Annotated in this window: 14 protein-coding genes; 7 read left to right on the plus strand and 7 right to left on the minus strand. The window is 61.7% G+C overall.

Annotation, left to right across the window (positions count from 1 at the left end):
* Positions 1-9: 9 nt before the first annotated feature.
* Positions 10-1,179 (minus strand): UDP-galactopyranose mutase, encoded by a 1,170-nt coding sequence (glf, locus tag B5G34_RS15445; protein WP_087339547.1) that lies wholly within the window; start codon positions 1,177-1,179, stop codon positions 10-12.
* A gap of 481 nt (positions 1,180-1,660) precedes the next feature.
* On the opposite strand from glf, the gene B5G34_RS15450 reads away from it, so the two are divergent.
* The 7 genes from B5G34_RS15450 (at position 1,661) to B5G34_RS15480 (ending at position 8,303) form a co-directional block, all read left to right on the plus strand.
* Complete coding sequence (locus B5G34_RS15450; protein ID WP_087339550.1) at positions 1,661-2,548, plus strand: phosphate ABC transporter substrate-binding protein; 888 nt, start codon at positions 1,661-1,663, stop codon at positions 2,546-2,548.
* Between the two features lie 87 nt (positions 2,549-2,635).
* On the plus strand, positions 2,636-3,502 hold the full coding sequence (gene pstC, locus B5G34_RS15455) for a phosphate ABC transporter permease subunit PstC (RefSeq protein ID WP_087339553.1): 867 nt from the start codon (positions 2,636-2,638) through the stop codon (positions 3,500-3,502).
* A 15-nt stretch (positions 3,503-3,517) separates the two neighbouring features.
* Entirely contained in the window at positions 3,518-4,384 is an 867-nt protein-coding gene (pstA, locus tag B5G34_RS15460; RefSeq protein WP_087339624.1) for a phosphate ABC transporter permease PstA, read from the plus strand.
* A 12-nt stretch (positions 4,385-4,396) separates the two neighbouring features.
* The gene (gene pstB / locus B5G34_RS15465) at positions 4,397-5,158 is read left to right on the plus strand and encodes a phosphate ABC transporter ATP-binding protein PstB (RefSeq protein WP_087339557.1); all 762 of its coding nucleotides are present in this window, start codon (positions 4,397-4,399) and stop codon (positions 5,156-5,158) included.
* Between the two features lie 12 nt (positions 5,159-5,170).
* Positions 5,171-5,821 (plus strand): phosphate signaling complex protein PhoU, encoded by a 651-nt coding sequence (phoU, locus tag B5G34_RS15470; RefSeq protein ID WP_087339560.1) that lies wholly within the window; start codon positions 5,171-5,173, stop codon positions 5,819-5,821.
* A 31-nt stretch (positions 5,822-5,852) separates the two neighbouring features.
* The gene (locus B5G34_RS15475; RefSeq protein ID WP_087339563.1) at positions 5,853-6,521 is read left to right on the plus strand and encodes a response regulator transcription factor; all 669 of its coding nucleotides are present in this window, start codon (positions 5,853-5,855) and stop codon (positions 6,519-6,521) included.
* 51 nt (positions 6,522-6,572) lie between these two features.
* Positions 6,573-8,303: an ATP-binding protein gene (locus B5G34_RS15480; protein ID WP_087339566.1), complete on the plus strand. Its 1,731-nt coding sequence runs from the start codon at positions 6,573-6,575 to the stop codon at positions 8,301-8,303.
* Positions 8,304-8,405: 102 nt separating this feature from the next.
* On the opposite strand, the gene arcC is transcribed toward B5G34_RS15480, so the two are convergent.
* The 6 genes from arcC to B5G34_RS15510 all read right to left on the minus strand — a co-directional run bounded on the left by arcC (position 8,406) and on the right by B5G34_RS15510 (position 16,947).
* Complete coding sequence (arcC, locus tag B5G34_RS15485) at positions 8,406-9,347, minus strand: carbamate kinase (RefSeq protein WP_087339569.1); 942 nt, start codon at positions 9,345-9,347, stop codon at positions 8,406-8,408.
* 164 nt (positions 9,348-9,511) lie between these two features.
* Positions 9,512-10,711 (minus strand): knotted carbamoyltransferase YgeW, encoded by a 1,200-nt coding sequence (gene ygeW / locus B5G34_RS15490; RefSeq protein ID WP_087339573.1) that lies wholly within the window; start codon positions 10,709-10,711, stop codon positions 9,512-9,514.
* Positions 10,712-10,807: 96 nt separating this feature from the next.
* A complete protein-coding gene (locus tag B5G34_RS15495; protein WP_087339577.1) occupies positions 10,808-12,199 on the minus strand; it encodes a YgeY family selenium metabolism-linked hydrolase in 1,392 nt (463 codons plus the stop codon).
* 66 nt (positions 12,200-12,265) lie between these two features.
* Positions 12,266-13,501, minus strand: coding sequence for a diaminopropionate ammonia-lyase (gene dpaL / locus B5G34_RS15500; RefSeq protein ID WP_087339580.1), 1,236 nt, complete (start codon positions 13,499-13,501; stop codon positions 12,266-12,268).
* A 307-nt stretch (positions 13,502-13,808) separates the two neighbouring features.
* Positions 13,809-16,379: a selenium-dependent xanthine dehydrogenase gene (gene xdh / locus B5G34_RS15505; RefSeq protein WP_087339585.1), complete on the minus strand. Its 2,571-nt coding sequence runs from the start codon at positions 16,377-16,379 to the stop codon at positions 13,809-13,811.
* Positions 16,380-16,395: 16 nt separating this feature from the next.
* Positions 16,396-16,947: a 4Fe-4S binding protein gene (locus B5G34_RS15510; protein WP_087339588.1), complete on the minus strand. Its 552-nt coding sequence runs from the start codon at positions 16,945-16,947 to the stop codon at positions 16,396-16,398.
* Positions 16,948-17,077 lie beyond the last annotated feature (130 nt).

The following is a 17,077-nucleotide window of genomic DNA, read 5'->3' on the forward strand; positions in this document are numbered from 1 at the left end:
TACCTTTCCTCACTTCAGCAGATCGTCACACAGAGCCAGCGCCCGGGCGGCGATGGCGTCCATGTTGTAGTATTTGTATTCCGCCAGCCGGCCCAGCAGGTGGAACCGGGGATAGCGGTCGGCCTCCGCCTTGTAGCGGGCGTAGAGGGCGTTATTGTCCTCGTTAATGATGGCGTAGTAGGGGACCTCCCCCTCCCCGCCGGTGTAGGCGGCGGAGTACTCCTTCATAATAGTGGTCACGCCGGGCAGCTCCTGGCCGGTGAGATACTTGAACTCGGTGATCCGGGTGTAGTCCTGATCCACCGTGTAATTCACCGTGCCGTGGCTCTGCCAGAAGTCCACCGGGTGGGTCTCGAAGCGGAAGTTCAGGGTGCGGTAGGGCAGGCGGCCGTACCGGCAGCCGAAGAGCTCGTCCACCGCGCCGGTGTAGATCACCGTACCGGTAAAGGGCGCCCCGTCCAGCAGCACCGTGCCGTCGGCCAGGGTCAGGCGGTCCCCGGCGTCGGCGCCCAGCGCCACCGTGATATCGGGATGGTCCAGCATCCGCTCAAACATGGGGGTGTAGCCCTCAGCGGGCATGCCCTGATGGACGTCCTGGAAATAACGGCAGTCCTCGGACAGGAAGACCGGTACCCGGGCGGTGGTGTTGGGGTCGATCTCCTCCGGGCGCTGTCCCCACTGCTTCATGGTGTAGTGGACAAAAACGTGCTCATAGACATAGTCGGCCAGAGCGGCAATTTCCGGGTCAGGGTTCTTGCGCAGCTCCAGGATAGTAACCTTCTTCTCCGCACCATACTCCCCAATCAGCTTTTGGGCCAGGCTGTCTGCCTTCTCTTTGCCGAAGGCAGTGCGCATGGAGATCAGGTTAAAGGGCACCGGCATCTCCTGCCGTCCCTCCCCCGCCGGGATATTGGCCACCACCTGATGCTCGTAGTTCCGCCAGGCAGTAAACCGGGACAGATACTCAAACACCCGTCTGTCGTTGGTATGGAAGATATGGGGGCCGTACCGGTGGATGAGCACGCCGGCCTCATCGAAGCAGTCGTAGGCATTGCCGCCCACATGGTCCCGGCGCTCCAGCACCAGCACCTTCTTTCCGCCCCGCTCAGCCAGCTCCCGGGCGCAGATGGCGCCCGCCATACCGGCGCCGATGACCAGGCAGTCAAATGGATGGTCCATAGGATCCGTCCTCTCTTACTTTCATAGTTGGGCCCAGCAGGCCCTCTGCGCGCCGGACCGGCCGGTACACATTAGCCCAATTTTATCACAAACTGTGGAAAAAGGAAGCAAAAAATCAATTAAGATTTCCTTAACGCTGTTACCGATCTCAGGTCAGGTGATCGGTCCCGGAAAGAGAGCCGTAATCGGCTGGATAACGGCTCTGATTCCGTAGTCATTATTATAGCTTTTCTTCCAGGGGAATACAATATATTGCCCTTTGCATTTTCCACGTTTTGTATTTCTCACAGCTTTTGTCATCCATGCCGGTATTCCTTTTGTAAAATGGGACATCCTACAATGTAAAGTCCGCAATCCCCTGGGCGAGAGTGACTTTACCCATTCTTTACAAAGTGATGAAGGACAACTTTACAAAGCGCCGATATACTGTAGCTTGTTCCGAGACACCAAGAATACATTGCATGATTGGAGATTGAACAGAATGAAAAAGAGAACCCTTGCTCTGATGCTTTCCGCCGCCCTGTGCGTGGGCCTGCTGGCCGGCTGCGGCGGCACCGGTGATACCACCCAGTCCCCCGCCGGTAACTCCAACAGCCCTGCTGTGACCGAGTCCGAGACTCCCGACGACAACACCCAGCTGTCCGGCACCGTCAACACCAACGGCTCCACCTCCATGGAGAGCGTGATGGGCTACCTGACCGAGGGCTATAAGGAAGTCCAGCCCGGTGTCACCATCGGCTACACCGGTTCCGGCTCCAGCGCCGGCGTCACCGGCGCCCAGGACGGCACCTGCGACATCGGCCTGGCCTCCCGCGACCTGAAGGATGATGAGACCGGCGTGAAGGCCATCACCGTGGCCAAGGACGGCATCGCCATCATCGTCAACCCCCAGAACCCTGTGGCTGACCTGAGCGTGGAGCAGATCGCCGCTCTGGCCACCGGCGAGATCACCAACTGGTCCGAGGTGGGCGGCAACGACGGCGAGGTCGTGTTCATCGGCCGTGAGGCCGGCTCCGGTACCCGCGACGGCTTTGAGTCCATCACCGGCACCGAGGATGCCTGCAAGTACCAGAACGAGCTGACCTCCACCGGCGAAGTCATCGCCAACGTGGCTTCCAACCCCAACGCCATCGGCTACGCTTCCCTGTCCGCTGTGGACGAGACCGTGAAGGCCATCACCGTGGGCGGTGTGGCTCCCACCGAGGAGACCGTCCTGGACGGCAGCTACGCCATTCAGCGTAACTTCAACTTCATCGTCAGCGAGAGCGCCGAGCTCTCCGATGCGGCTCAGGCCTTCATCGAGTGGGCCACCTCCGCTGAGGCTGCTGACCTGATCGTCGGTGCCGGTGCGGTGCCTGTGGCCGAGTAAACAAGTCCCTTTCCCAAGATTGCCCCCTCGGTCCCGAGGGGGCAATCTCCATGATTACAACTCTTTACGAAAGGCCGGTCATTTGCCATGAAACAAAAGCTCCGACCGCTGGAAGTCTTTATGAACCTGATCTTCTTCCTGTGCGGCTTCATCGCGGTCGTCTTCGTGCTGTTTATCAGCGTCTATCTGATCATTTCGGGACTGCCTGCCATTCAAGAGATCGGGCTGGCAGAGTTCCTGTTCGGCACCACCTGGGCCTCCACCGCTTCGGAGCCCTCCTTCGGTATTCTTCCCTTCATCCTGACCTCCATCTACGGCACCGCCGGCGCCATCGTGCTGGGCGTCCCCGTGGGCTTCATGACGGCAGTCTTCCTGGCCAAGGTGGCTCCCCCCAAGCTGGCCGCCGTGGTGCGCCCCGCCGTGGATCTGCTGGCCGGTATCCCCTCGGTGGTATACGGCCTCATCGGTATGATGGTGCTGGTCCCCGCTGTGCGTGAGTTCTTCAACCTGCCCGACGGCGCCAGCCTGTTCTGCGCCATCATCGTCCTGGCGGTCATGATCCTGCCCTCCATCATCAGCGTATCGGAAAACGCCTTGAAGGCGGTACCCCGTGAATATGAGGAGGCCTCCCTGGCCCTGGGCGCCACCCACATCGAGACGGTGTTCCGGGTGAGCGTGCCCGCCGCCTCCAGCGGCATCGCCGCTTCCGTGGTACTGGGCATCGGCCGCGCCATCGGCGAGGCCATGGCTATCATCATGGTGGCAGGCAACGTGGCCAACATGCCCGGCCTCTTCAAGTCCGTCCGTTTCCTCACCACCGCCGTGGCCAGCGAAATGGCCTACGCCTCCGGCCTCCAGCGCCAGGCTCTGTTCTCCATCGCGCTGGTACTCTTTCTCTTCATCATGCTCATCAACGTCGTGCTCAATACGCTTCTCAAACGGAAGAAGGGGTGATATACTTTGGTTACGATTAAAATGCAGCCTCTTTCCGGGAAGCGGAAGGCTTATGACCGCATCCTCCGTTTTCTGCTTTATTTCTGTGCGGCCCTGACCTGCGGTCTGCTGATCTTCATCATCGGCTATATCTTTGTCAAGGGTCTGCCCCACATCACCTGGGAGTTCCTCAGCACGGAGCCCAGCTTTATCCGGGACAGCATCGGCATCCTGCCCAACATCCTCAATACGGTCTACCTGGTGGTGGTCACCCTCATTATCATCCTGCCTCTGGGCGTGGGCGCCGCCATCTACCTCACCGAGTACGCCACCAACCGCCGGCTGGTGTCCATTCTGGAGTTTGCCACCGAGACCCTGACCGGCATTCCCTCCATCATCTTCGGTCTGGTGGGCATGCTGTTCTTCTGTCAGGTCCTGGGCCTCCAGGCCTCCCTGCTGGCCGGCTCCCTCACTCTGGTCATCATGACCATCCCCACCATCATCCGTACCACCCAGGAATCCCTCAAGACCGTGCCTCAGTCCTACCGTGAGGCTGCCCTGGGTCTGGGTGCCGGCAAGTGGCATATGATTCGCACCGTGGTGCTCCCCTCCTCGGTGGATGGCATCGTCACCGGCTGTATCCTGTCCGTCGGCCGCATCGTGGGCGAGTCCGCCGCTCTGCTCTTCACCGCCGGCATGGGCATGAGCCTGAACAACTTCTTCTCCTCCTTCGACAACTTTATCCACTCCTCCGGCGCCTCCCTCACCGTGGCCCTGTATGTGTACGCCCGGGAGCGGGCCGAGTTTGACGTGGCCTTTGCCATTGCCGCCATTCTGATGATCCTCACTCTGCTCATCAACCTCACCGCCAAACTGGTGGGCCGGAAATTAAAGAAGAATTAAGGAGCTCCTATTATGGATGAAAATACGATCCTCTCCGTCAAAGGCCTGGACCTCTGGTACGGCCAGACCCAGGCACTGAAAGACGTCAGCGTGGACATTCCCGAAAAGCAGGTCACCGCCCTCATCGGCCCCTCCGGCTGCGGCAAGTCCACCTTCCTCAAGACCCTGGACCGGATGAACGATCTGGTTCCCGGCATCAAGATCACCGGCTCCATCCAGTACCGGGGCCAGGAGATTTACGACTCCAAGGTGGACGTGACCTGGCTGCGCAAGCAGATCGGCATGGTGTTCCAGAAGCCCAACCCCTTCCCCATGTCCATCTATGACAACGTGGCCTACGGCCCCCGCACCCACGGCATCCGCAACAAGAGCCGTCTGGACGACATCGTGGAGAAATCCCTTCAGGGCGCCGCCATCTGGGATGAGGTGAAGGACCGGCTGAAGAAGTCGGCTCTGGGCCTGTCCGGCGGCCAGCAGCAGCGTCTGTGCATCGCCCGTGCCCTGGCGGTGGAGCCCGATATCCTGCTGATGGACGAGGCCACCTCCGCTCTGGACCCCATCTCCACCTCCAAGATCGAGGATCTCATCGCCGATCTGAAGAACCAGTACACCATCATCATTGTCACCCACAACATGCAGCAGGCCACCCGTGTGTCCGACAAATGCGCCTTCTTCCTGCTGGGCCAGCTCATCGAGTTTGGCGATACCACCCAGCTCTTCTCCGTCCCCAAGGACAAGCGCACCGAGGATTACATCACCGGCCGCTTCGGTTAACAGGAGGTTCCCATGAGAAAAACCTTTGACGCCGAGCTCCAGGAGCTCAACTATGAAATGATCGACATGGCGGCCGCCGCTGAGGACGCCATCGACGTGGTGGTGGAGTCTCTGGCCTCCAGCGATGACACCGCCGCCAAGTCCGCCATAGAAGCGACCCGCCACATGGACGAGATGGAGCGGGACATTGAGAACCGCTGCCTGCGCCTGCTGCTCCAGCAGCAGCCTGTTGCCCGGGACCTGCGCACCATCTCCGCCGCCCTGAAGATGGTCACCGACCTGCAGCGCATCGGCGACCAGTGCGCCAACATCGCTGAGATCTCCCTGCTGCTCACCGAGCAGAAGCAGACCGGCACCCTGGCGGACATCCGCACCATGAGCCAGAAGGCGGGCGTCATGGTCAAGCGCGCCATCTTCGCCTACGTCAACCGGGACACCGAGGCTGCCGCCGCGGTGGTCAGCCTGGACGATGAGATCGACCAGCTTTTCCGCACCATCAAGAGCGAGCTGGTGGAGCTCATTGTGGAGAACCGGCAGGAGGCCGACCAGGCCATCGACCTGATCATCATTGCCAAGTACCTGGAGCGTATCGCGGACCACGCGGTCAATATCGCCCAGTGGGCCATTTTCTGCGTCACCGGTGAGATCCAGCCCCAGGCCTGACGCACCTCAATACGAAACGGAAGGTGATCCCATGACCAGAGCCATCGTAGTGGTGGAGGACGACGAGAGCATCCGGGAGATGCTCCGCTATTATTTTCAATCGGTAGGCTATACCGTCCGGCCCTACGAATCCGGCGAAGCCATGTTTGAGGGCGAGGCGGACCAGAGTCCGCCGGTGCTGTTCATTCTGGACATCATGCTGCCCGGCATGGACGGTTTGGAGATCCTCCGCCGGCTGCGGGAGGGCCGCGGTACATCGGAATCCCCGGTGATCATGCTCACCGCCCGCTCCGCCGAGATGGACCGGGTATCCGGCCTGGAAAACGGTGCCGACGACTATGTGGTCAAACCCTTCGGCATTATGGAGCTCCAGGCACGGGTGAAGGCGGTGCTCCGCCGGACGGAGCGCCGGGGAGACCAGGTCCTCACCTGCGGGGACCTGGAGATCGACCCTGCCGCCCGGGAGGTCCGCAAGGGCGGCAAGCTGGTGGAACTCACCTTTAAGGAGTTTGAGCTGCTGCGTCTGCTGTGCGCCCGCCGTGGCGTGGCCCTCACCCGGGACGAGATCCTTCAGACCGTATGGGACTACGACTACACCGGCGAGACCCGCACCGTGGATATGCACGTCAAAGCCCTGCGCCAGAAGCTGGGCGAGGATGTGATCGCCACCGTCCGGGGCGTGGGATATAAAATGCCGTGACGGGCGGCCGGTCCGCCCGTTTTCCCATTACCTGCGCGAGAGGAGAAAACTATGAAAAAACGAATCATCGGCGCAACCCTGCTCACCGTGGTGTTCGCTCTGCTGATCTCCAATGTGGTGGGCATACTCATGTTCCGCAGCCGCGAAATGGACGCCGCCCGGAATACCCTGCAGGAACTGCTGGTGCTGATGGACGCCCAAAGCGCCATCACCGAGCCGGATGCTCTGGCCCAGCAATTCCATGCTGCCGCTCCCGACAAGCGGCTCACCATCATCGATACCGACGGCACCGTACTGGCGGACACCGATGCCGACGCCTCCACCCTGGAGGACCACAACAGCCGTCCCGAGGTGGCCCAGGCTGAAGCCACCGGCTGGGGCGAGGCAGTCCGCCAGTCCGATACCCTGGGCACTTCCATGCTCTATGTGGCCAAGCGCTTCGCCGACGGCATGATTGGCCGTGCCTCCATGCCCCTGTCCTCCATCGACACCCTGGTCATGAGCGGCGTGTGGGGCTTTGTGATCGCATCTGTGGCCGCCCTTCTGCTGGCCTTACTGCTGGCCCGCCGCACCGCCAACCGCATCGTCTCCCCCCTCAACTCGGTGGGCATCGCCCTCCAGGGTGTACTGGATGGGAAAAAGACCCCCGGTCTGGAGAACCTCCAGGCGGACGACGAGCTGCGCCCCATCCTGCGCTACATCGACAAGCTGATGGAGCAGCTGGGCGGCTATATCCAGTCCATCACCGATGAGCGGGACAAGGTGAGCCTGATCCTGGACTGCATGGACGAGGGTCTCATCCTGCTGGACACCGAAGGAAAAGTGCTGGCCATCAACCGGGCCGCCCGCACCCTGTTCGGCTTCTCTGAGGATGAGCCGGACGACGGCGCTCTTCTGGTCACCCGCAGCCGCCGCCTCCGGGAAGCCATCCGCGACTGCCAGGAGAAGCACTCCTCCATCATGCTGGATGTGGACGCCCTCACCGAGGACGCCCGCTCCCTGCGGATGTTTGTCTCCCCCGTCTCCGGCCGCCAGTACGAGGGCCAGGCGGTGGGTACCTCCATCCTGATCTCTGACGTTACCGAGCTGAAGAAGGCGGAGGGCATCCGCAGCGAGTTCACCGCCAATGTGTCCCATGAGCTGAAGACCCCCCTCACCTCCATCAAGGGCTTTACCGATATGCTGTCCAGCGGCATGGTCACCGCTCCTGCCGACCAGAAGCGCTTTATCACCATGATCGGCGTGGAGGTGGACCGGCTCATTGACCTGATCAACGACATCCTCAAGCTGTCCGAGCTGGAGTCTGTGGCCATCGACCAGACCCAGGAGCGCTCCGACGTGCTGGAGGCCGCCCAGGACACCGCCTCCCTGCTGGAGCCCTCCGCCAAGGCCGCCGGCGTGACCCTCACTGTGGAGGGCGCTGCCGCCACGGTGGCAGTACCCATGAGCCGCCTGAAGGAGCTGCTCTTCAATCTCATGGGCAACGGCATCAAGTACAGCGAAAACGGCGGCGTGGTAGCCACCCGCATCGCCATCCGGGATGGCAAGGCCGTGATCTCAGTACAGGACAACGGCATCGGCATTCCCGAGGAGGATCAGAGCCGTGTCTTTGAGCGGTTCTACCGGGTGGAAAAGGGCCGGGCCCGGAAGAACGGCGGTACCGGTCTGGGGCTGGCCATCGTCAAGCACATCACCCAGCTCTACGGCGGCACCGTCAGTCTGGAGAGTCAGGTGGGCAAGGGTTCCACCTTCACCGTCACCCTGCCTCTCCCCCAAAACTAAGCCAACTGCCCCTGCTGGTCAAACCGGCAGGGGCAGTTCCCATCCATACATAAAAAGCGCCCGCCCCGGATGCTTCCAGGGCGGGCGCTTTTATGGTTTGGATTACTGGTGGATGGCGGTACCGGTCTTGCCGGCCACGCCGTCCTTGGCCTTCTCCAGCAGGGTGATGAGGGCGGAACGGCCGGGAGCGCTCTCAGCAAACTCCACAGCGGCCTGCACCTTGGGCAGCATGGAACCGGGGGCAAAGTGGCCCTCGCCCATGTACTTGCGGGCCTCCTCGGGAGTCAGCTCGTCCAGCCACTTCTCGTTGGGCTTACCGAAGTTGATGGCAACCTTCTCCACAGCGGTGAGGATGATGAGGGTGTCGGCCTCCAGCTGCTGAGCCAGCACGCAGGAAGCGAAGTCCTTGTCGATGACAGCAGCGGCGCCCTTCAGGTGATGACCCTCGGTCTTGTAGACGGGGATACCGCCGCCGCCGCAGGCCACCACCACCAGACCGGCGGACACCATGTCGCGGATGGACTGGATCTCAATGATGGACTGGGGCTTGGGGGAAGCCACCACGCGGCGATAGCCACGGCCGGCATCCTCGATCACGTTGTAGCCGCGCTCGGCCACCATCTTGTCGGCCTCCTCCTTGCTCATGAAGGCGCCGATGGGCTTGGTGGGATTCTGGAAGGCCTTATCCTCGGGATCGACCTCCACCTGGGTCAGCACGGTGGCAACGCCCTTGTTGATGCCGCGGTCCAGCAGCTCCTCACGCAGAGCGTTCTGCAGATCGTAGCCAATGTAGCCCTGGCTCATAGCCACGCACACAGACAGGGGGCAGGGGATGTACTTCTCGGGATCGGAGCGGGTCAGCTCGGCCATAGCCTTCTGGATCATGCCCACCTGGGGGCCGTTGCCGTGGGCCACCACAACCTCGTGACCCTCTTCGATCAGGTCCACGATGGCCTTGGCGGTCTGCTTCACGGCGATCATCTGCTCAGGAAGATTGTTGCCCAGAGCATTGCCGCCCAGGGCGATTACGATACGTTTGCCCATAAGAAACACCTCAATTTTGTCATATGGATGACTCGTGCCACCCAAAATATTCCGTTGCTGAAATAAATGGGCCCGTCCGCACAGATACAGGCAGGTTGACCTATGCGGACGGGCCTCAAAAGGAAGGGAAGGAAAAAATGGAAGTCGGTTAGGAATTCAGGATCTTACTTCTGGAACCAACGGGCGATGCCGCGCTCCTCCAGGGCCTTCAGAGTGGCCTGGGGATCCTTGACCTTGGCCAGGAAGATCATAGCAGCGATGATGTAGGGCTTGTAGGAAGCCTCCTTGTACAGAGGATCACGATAGCGATCGAACACGGAAGCCTCGACCTCGCCGTCCTTGCAGGACACATCGTTGATGTCGGCGGGCAGGCAGTGCATGTACAGAGCCTTGCCGTTCTTGGTGGTGGCCATCAGCTCCTCGGTGCAGCACCAATCCTTGTGGTTGGCGTTCTGAGCCAGCAGCTCCTTCTCCAGAGCCTTGATGCCGTCGGTGTCGCCCTCAGCGTACAGGTTGGTGCGCTTCTCCATGGCGGCGAAGGGAGCCCAGCTCTTGGGATACACGATGTCGGCGTCCTTGAAGGCCTCGGCCATGCTGTTGGTCTTGGTGAAGGTGCCGCCGGACTTCTCGGCGTTCTTCTTGGCAACCTCCTCGACCTCGGGCATAACCTCGTATCCCTCGGGGTGAGCCAGGACAACGTCCATGCCGAAGCGGCTCATCAGGCCGATGATGCCCTGGGGCACGGAGAGGGGCTTGCCGTAGGAGGGGCTGTAAGCCCAGGTCATGGCGATCTTCTTGCCCTTCAGGTTCTCCACACCGCCGAACTCGTGGATGATGTGCAGCATGTCGGCCATGGCCTGAGTGGGATGGTCGATATCGCACTGCAGGTTAACCAGGGTGGGCTTCTGCTCCAGGACGCCGTCCTTGTTGCCCTGGGTCACGGCCTCGACCACTTCCTTCTGATAGGTGTGGCCCTTGCCGATGTACATGTCGTCACGGATGCCGATAACGTCAGCCATGAAGGAGATCATGTTAGCGGTCTCGCGGACGGTCTCGCCGTGAGCGATCTGGCTCTTGCCCTCGTCCAGGTCCTGAACCTCCAGGCCCAGCAGGTTACAAGCGGAAGCGAAGGAGAAACGGGTACGGGTGGAGTTGTCGCGGAACAGGGAGATGCCCAGGCCGGACTCAAAGATCTTGGTGGAGATGTTGTTCTCACGCATGTAGCGCAGAGCGTCGGCCACGGTGAAGACGGCCTCGATCTCGTCGTCGGACTTGTCCCAGGTCAGGAAGAAGTCGCCCTCATACATCTCCTTGAAGTTCAGGGCATTCAGCTTGTCGATATACATCTGCAGAGTCTTGTCCATTGCAATCGATCTCCTTTTCAAAATATAGTCGGTTGGTGGATGGATACGGGTTTCATATCCGCAGGGTCGGCTTGCGCCGCCCCTTATGGGACGAAATTACTGGATATTATTGTTGGTCTTGCCGGCGCGGAACTGAGACACGTCGTCGGTCTTGTTCTCCTCCTTGTACAGGCCGGGCACGGCGGCGTACAGGGCGGCGCAGGTGACCAGATCCTGCTTCCAGGTGATCTCGTTGGGGGCGTGAGCCTGAGACTCAGCACCGGGGCCGAAGCCCACGCAGGGGATGCCGTAGCGGCCCTGGATGGCAACGCCGTTGGTGGAGAAGGTCCACTTGTCGGTCAGAGGACGGTTGCGCAGGTGCATGGCGCCGTCGGGCCCGATGCGCTTGTCGCCGAACAGGGCGTGGTGGGCATCCACCAAAGCCTGCACGTGAGCGGCGCTCTCCTTGTTGATCCAGGTGGGGAAGTAAGCCTCGGTCTCGTACACCTCGCCGGTCCAGGAGGGACGGTCGTACATGTACATGGAAACCTTCACGTCGTCGCCGTACTTCTTCACGTTGGGCAGGTTGCGGATCTCCTCCAGGCAGGAATCCCAGGTCTCGCCGGCGGTCATGCGGCGGTCGATGGAGATGGAGCAGGAGTCAGCCACAGCGCAGCGGCTGGGAGAGGTGTAGAAGATCTGGGAGGTGGTGCAGGTGCCGCGGCCCAGGAAGCGGGCGTCCTCGTAGTGGTCGGGGTTGTACTTGGGGTTGAGCATCTTCACGAGGCCCTTGATCTCGGTGGAGTCGGCGTCGTCGTTCTCGTTGAGGGCGCGCACGTCCTGGAGAATGTCGGCCATCTTGTAGATGGCGTTGTCGCCGCGCTCGGGAGCGGAACCGTGGCAGGAAACGCCCTTCACGTCCACGCGGATCTCCATACGGCCGCGGTGACCGCGGTAGATGCCGCCGTCGGTGGGCTCGGTGGAGATGACGAACTCGACCTGCTCCTTCTTCACGCCGATGGAGGGGAAGAACTTGTTGACGATGTACTGCCAGCACATGCCGTCGCAGTCCTCTTCCTGGACGGAGCCCACGACCATGATCTTGTAGCCGGCGGGGATCAGGCCCAGATCCTTCATGATCTTGGTACCGTACACGGCGGAAGCCATGCCGCCCTCCTGGTCGGAACCGCCGCGGCCATAGATGACCTCGTCGTCCTCATAGCCCTCGTAGGGGTCGTGGGTCCAGTTGTTGATGTTGCCGATGCCCACGGTGTCGATGTGGGAGTCGATGGCGATGATCTTGTCGCCCTCGCCCATCCAGCCGATCACGTTGCCCAGGCCGTCGAACTCGGCCTTGTCAAAGCCCAGCTTCTCCATCTCGGCCTTGATGCACTCGCAAACGCCCTTCTCCTCGCAGCTCTCGCTGGGGATGCGGATCATGTCCCGCAGGAAGCGGGTCATGTCGGCCTTATAACCTTCGGCAGCAGCTTTGATCTTCTCAAAATCCATGGTAATGACCTCCATTTTCTAAATTTTTCACGGTTTCATCGGGACAATAGCCCGGTCAGCACACACTTAGTAGGGCTTCTGGGGAGTCTCGGTGGTAGGATACTCGCCGTCCCAGATCACCCGGCGGAACTTCAGGGGATCGGTGTTGCCCTCGGTGGAGAACATGAGCACCTGGCTGAAGCGGTTGAGCTCCAGAGCGTCACGCAGCTCCTTGTAGGTGTCGTCGCACATGATGGTGTCCAGGCAGCCCATGCCCACGGCGCCGGACTCGCCGGAAATCACGGTGGGATCGCCCTTGACAGGCATGCCCAGCATGCGCATGCCCTTGGCGGACACCCAGTCGGGGCAGGAGATGAAGGCGGACACATGGTTGCGCAGGATGTCCCAGGAGATGGTGTTGGGCTCACCGCAGGCCAGACCGGCCATGATGGTCTGCAGGTCGCCGGTCACGATGCGGGGAGAGCCGTCGCCGGCCAGAGCGCCCTGATACAGGCAGTCGGCGGCACGGGCCTCCATCACCACGAACTTGGGAGGATCGTTGGGGTACAGGTTGGTGAAGTAGCCCACCACAGCGCCGGCCAGAGAGCCCACGCCGGCCTGCACGAACACGTGAGTGGGGCGGTTCACGCCGCACTGACGCAGCTGCTCGGAAGCCTCGTTGGCCATGGTGCCGTAGCCCTGCATGATCCAGGAGGGGATCTCCTCGTAGCCGTCCCAGGCGGTGTCCTGCACGATGACGCCGTGCTCGGTCTCGGCGGCCTCGGCGGCGGCCATGCGCACGCAGTCGTCGTAGTTGACTTCCTCGATGGTGACCTTGGCGCCCTCCTTGGCAATGTTGTCAAAGCGGGACTTGGCGCTGCCCTTGGGCATATGTACCACGGCCTTCTGGCCCAGCTTGTTGGCAGCCCAGGCCACGCCGCGGCCATGGTTGCCGTCGGTGGCGGTAAAGAAGGTAGCCTGACCGAACTCCTTGCGGAAAGCCTCGCTGGTCAGGTAGTCATAAGTCATCTCGGACACATCCCGGCCCATCTCGCTGGCGATGTACTTGGCCATGGCGAAGGAGCCGCCCAGCACCTTAAAGGCGTTGAGGCCGAAACGGTAGGACTCATCCTTCACATAGATGCCGCCCAGGCCCAGGTACTTGGCCATGCCCTCCAGCTGAGCCAGAGGAGTGATGGAGTACTGGGGGAAGGAGCTATGGAAGAAGCGGGCCTTGGCAACGTTGGACAGGGACATGACGTCCAGCTGCTTGTCGTCGCTCTTCGGCATTTTGTTGAGGACCCATTTGAGCTGGTCTTTCATCGAACACTCGCCTCCAAAATTTCTTTGCCTACCGGCAAACTTTCTTTTGTTTTCTGAGACCATCATACCACTTGTTTTCCAGATGTCAAGAGGAAATCTGAAAAAAATATTGAGAAGCTAAAAATTTTTTTGGTGCCGTTTTTGGCAGCCTGTTTCGGCTGATTTTTCCACCGGTTTTTCCACCTGAAATCAGCAAAAAAGGGGCCTCAGAGCGGAGCGGTCTGCTCCGCTGCTCTGAGGCCCCCGGGAAGGTCTGACGGCGGCCTCCTATACTGGGAAACTGGGTATGAGCGCTTGGGTGGTCAGCTTACTTTTTGTAGAAGGTGTTCTCCATGGGAAGGCTGGTGCGCAGGATGTGGTCCTTGGCGTAATAGGCGCCCTGGACCGCCGGCGCGGTGGGGATGGTGGCGATCTCGCCGATACCCTTGGCGCCATAGGCAAAGGGCAGCAGCTCATCCTTCTCCACATAGATGGCGTGGATGTCGGGGATCTGATTGGCCCGCATCAGGCCCAGGGTACCGTACTTGGCCTGGGGTACGCAGTCCTTCAGGGGGAAGTCCTCGGTGAGGGCATAGCCCAGACCCATGAGCACGCCGCCCTCGATCTGACCCTGGATGGAGGTGGGGTTGACCACCTTGCCGGAGTCGTGGGCCGCGTAGACCTCCTTGACCTTGCCCTCGTCGTCCAGAATGACCACATGGGTGGCAAAGCCGTAGGCCACATGGCTCTTGGGGTTGGGCTTGTCGGAGCCCAGCTTGTCGGTGGGATCGAAGAACTCGGCAAAGTACTCCTTGCCCTCCAGCTTGCTCAGGTCACCGCCCACCTGATCCATGTCGGCCTTCAGGTCCACAGCGGCCATGCGTACCGCCTCACCGGTGATGAGGGTCTGGCGGGAACCGGAGGTGGTGCCCGAGTCGGGCGCCACCTCGGAGTTGGCGCCCATGTTCCGCAGCAGCAGCCGGGGCAGCCCGGTGGTCTGGGAGAGAACCTGGAGGAAGACGGTGGCGCAGCCCTGGCCGATGTCGGAGGCGGCGGCATACAGCTCCACCATGCCGTCCCGCACCACCAGCTTGCAGCGGCCCTTGTCGGGCAGGCCCACGCCCACGCCGGCGTTCTTCATGGCGCAGGCGATGCCCGCGTGGTCCATGTTGGCCTCATACACGTCCTTGACGGCCAGCAGGGTCTCCTTCAGTGCGGTGGAGCAGTCGGCGATCTGGCCGTTGGGCAGCACCTTGCCCGGCTCGATGGCGTTGCGGTAGCGGATCTCCCAGGGGGAGATGCCCACCTTCTCGGCCAGCAGGTTGATGTTGGACTCCAGAGCAAACTCACTCTGGCACACGCCGAAGCCGCGGAAGGCGCCGGCGGGGGGATTGTTGGTGTAGTAACCGAAGCCGCGGATGTCGGTGTTCTGGTAGCAGTAGGGACCCACGGAGTGGGTGCAGGCACGCTCCAGTACGGGGCCGCACAGAGAGGCGTAGGCGCCGGTGTCGAAGTAGATCTCACAGTCCAGGCCGGTGAAGATACCGTTCTCATCGCAGCCCAGAGTAAAGGTACCCTCCATATAGTGGCGCTTGGGGTGGAAGTTGATGGACTCCTGCCGGGTGAGCTTGGCCTTCACGGGCCGATTCACCTTCAGGGCCGCCAGCACCGCCAGGTGCTGCACGGACACGTCCTCCTTGCCGCCGAAGCCGCCGCCCACGAATTTGTTCTCCACCACGATGCGGTCGGGCTCCCAGCCCAGCATGATGGAGATCTCCTTCCGGGTGTCGTACACGCCCTGATCGGAGGTGTACACCTTCACGCCGTCCTTATAGGGGAAGGCCACGGCGCACTCGGGCTCCAGGAAGGCGTGCTCGGTGAAGGGGGTCTTGTAGCTCTGGGTCACCACATACTTGGAGTTGGCCAGAGCGGTCTTGGCGTCGCCACGGGTCACATGGCGCTGCTGGCACAGGTTGCCGTTGGGATGGAGCTTGGGCGCGTCCTCCGCCATGGCCTCCTGGATGGAGCGCACCGGCTCCAGGGGCTCGTAGCTGATCTTCACCAGCTTTTTGGCCTGAGCCAGGGTCTTCTCATCCTCGGCCACCACCAGGCAGATGGCGTCGCCCAGGCAGCGGGTGATATCGCCCTTGGCGATCATCACATCCCAGTCCTGCTGGATGTGGCCCACCTTGTTGTTGGGCACGTCCTCAGCGGTGAGGACGGCCAGCACGCCGGGCAGCTCCAGGGCCTTGGAGGCGTCGATGTCCAGCACACGGGCTCTGGGATACTGAGAGCGGACGGCGGAGGCGTGGACCATGCCCTCCATCTCGATGTCGTCACAGTAGGCGCCGCTGCCCAGCACCTTGCCCCGCACGTCAGTGCGGAAGGCCCGGTCGCCCACGCCGTAGATGTCGCCCTTCTCCAGCTCGGGGTCAATCTTCTCCTCGCCCCGGAGGATGGCGGCGGTGAGGGAAATACCCTCAATGATCTTCTTGTAGCCGGTGCAGCGGCAGATGTTGCCCCGGATTGCCTTCTTGATGTCCTCTTCGGTGGGGTTGGGGTTCTGATCGATGAGGGCCTTGCCCGCCATCACCATGCCGGGGATGCAGAAACCGCACTGGACGGCGCCCACCTTGCCGAAGGCGTATACAAAGGCCTCCTGCTCATCATGAGACAGGCCCTCCACGGTGAGGATGGTCTTCCCCACTGCCTTCTTGGTGGTAAGGACGCAGGACTTGATCGCCTTGCCGTCCACTACAATGGTACAGGTGCCGCAGGCACCCTCGCTGCATCCGTCCTTGACGGAATAGAGGTGCAGATCGTCGCGCAGATAGCGCAGCAGGGGCTTATCCTCCTCAGTGGTACGGAGGACGCCGTTAACGGTAAAAGAATAGCTCATCTGTGGTTCCTCTTTCCTATGCAAAGTCGGCCACGGTAAAGATACCGTTGGCGTCTGCGATCACGCCGCGGGGGCACTTCACCGCGCACATGCCGCAGGAGATGCAGCGCTCCGGATCAATGACCGCGTGGTTGTCCACCATGGTGATGGCGGCCGCCGGGCAGTTTTTCTCGCAGATCCGGCAGGTGATGCAGCTGACGTCGCAGGCATTGCGGGCGGCAGGGCCAGCGTCCTGGTTGGAACAGCGGGGCACGATGACGGTGTCCACGTCCACCAGATGGATCAATCCCTGCGGACAGGCCTCCACGCACAGGCCGCAGCCCACGCAGGCGTCCCGGTCCACCACGGCGGCGCCGTGGTGGCCAATGTGGATGGCGTCCAGGCGGCAGGCTTCCACGCAGCTGCCCAGGCCCAGGCACCCCTGAGCGCACTCCAACACGCCGTCGGCAAAGGCCTGCTTTGCCATGCTGCAGTCCAGGTAGGACAGATCCGCCTCGCCCCGGCGCTTGGCCCGGCTGCCGCCGGCACAGTATACCATGGCGATGCGGTTGTTTTGGGTCGGTGCCATGTTGGGTTCCTCCTTATACCGGTCGGGGACCACATATGCCCGTCCGGTCTGTAATTTGGGCGTCCAGCCGCCGCAACCCCACGTGCGCGCAAAGCCTCAGTAAACACTGAGGCGATGCGCGCTGCCGTGG

It is taken from the genome of Flavonifractor sp. An82, from assembly GCF_002159265.1.
In the GTDB taxonomy this organism is placed as follows: Bacteria; Bacillota; Clostridia; order Oscillospirales; family Oscillospiraceae; genus Flavonifractor.

Coding starts and splice junctions, on each gene's coding strand:
- pstB (WP_087339557.1), top strand. CDS start 4,397: ATGGATGAAAATACGATCCTCTCCGTCAAAGGCCTGGACCTCTGGTAC.
- ygeW (WP_087339573.1), bottom strand. CDS start 10,711: ATGGACAAGACTCTGCAGATGTATATCGACAAGCTGAATGCCCTGAAC.
- B5G34_RS15510 (WP_087339588.1), bottom strand. CDS start 16,947: ATGGCACCGACCCAAAACAACCGCATCGCCATGGTATACTGTGCCGGC.
- glf (WP_087339547.1), bottom strand. CDS start 1,179: ATGGACCATCCATTTGACTGCCTGGTCATCGGCGCCGGTATGGCGGGC.
- xdh (WP_087339585.1), bottom strand. CDS start 16,379: ATGAGCTATTCTTTTACCGTTAACGGCGTCCTCCGTACCACTGAGGAG.
- pstC (WP_087339553.1), top strand. CDS start 2,636: ATGAAACAAAAGCTCCGACCGCTGGAAGTCTTTATGAACCTGATCTTC.
- phoU (WP_087339560.1), top strand. CDS start 5,171: ATGAGAAAAACCTTTGACGCCGAGCTCCAGGAGCTCAACTATGAAATG.
- arcC (WP_087339569.1), bottom strand. CDS start 9,347: ATGGGCAAACGTATCGTAATCGCCCTGGGCGGCAATGCTCTGGGCAAC.
- B5G34_RS15495 (WP_087339577.1), bottom strand. CDS start 12,199: ATGGATTTTGAGAAGATCAAAGCTGCTGCCGAAGGTTATAAGGCCGAC.
- B5G34_RS15450 (WP_087339550.1), top strand. CDS start 1,661: ATGAAAAAGAGAACCCTTGCTCTGATGCTTTCCGCCGCCCTGTGCGTG.
- dpaL (WP_087339580.1), bottom strand. CDS start 13,501: ATGAAAGACCAGCTCAAATGGGTCCTCAACAAAATGCCGAAGAGCGAC.
- B5G34_RS15480 (WP_087339566.1), top strand. CDS start 6,573: ATGAAAAAACGAATCATCGGCGCAACCCTGCTCACCGTGGTGTTCGCT.
- B5G34_RS15475 (WP_087339563.1), top strand. CDS start 5,853: ATGACCAGAGCCATCGTAGTGGTGGAGGACGACGAGAGCATCCGGGAG.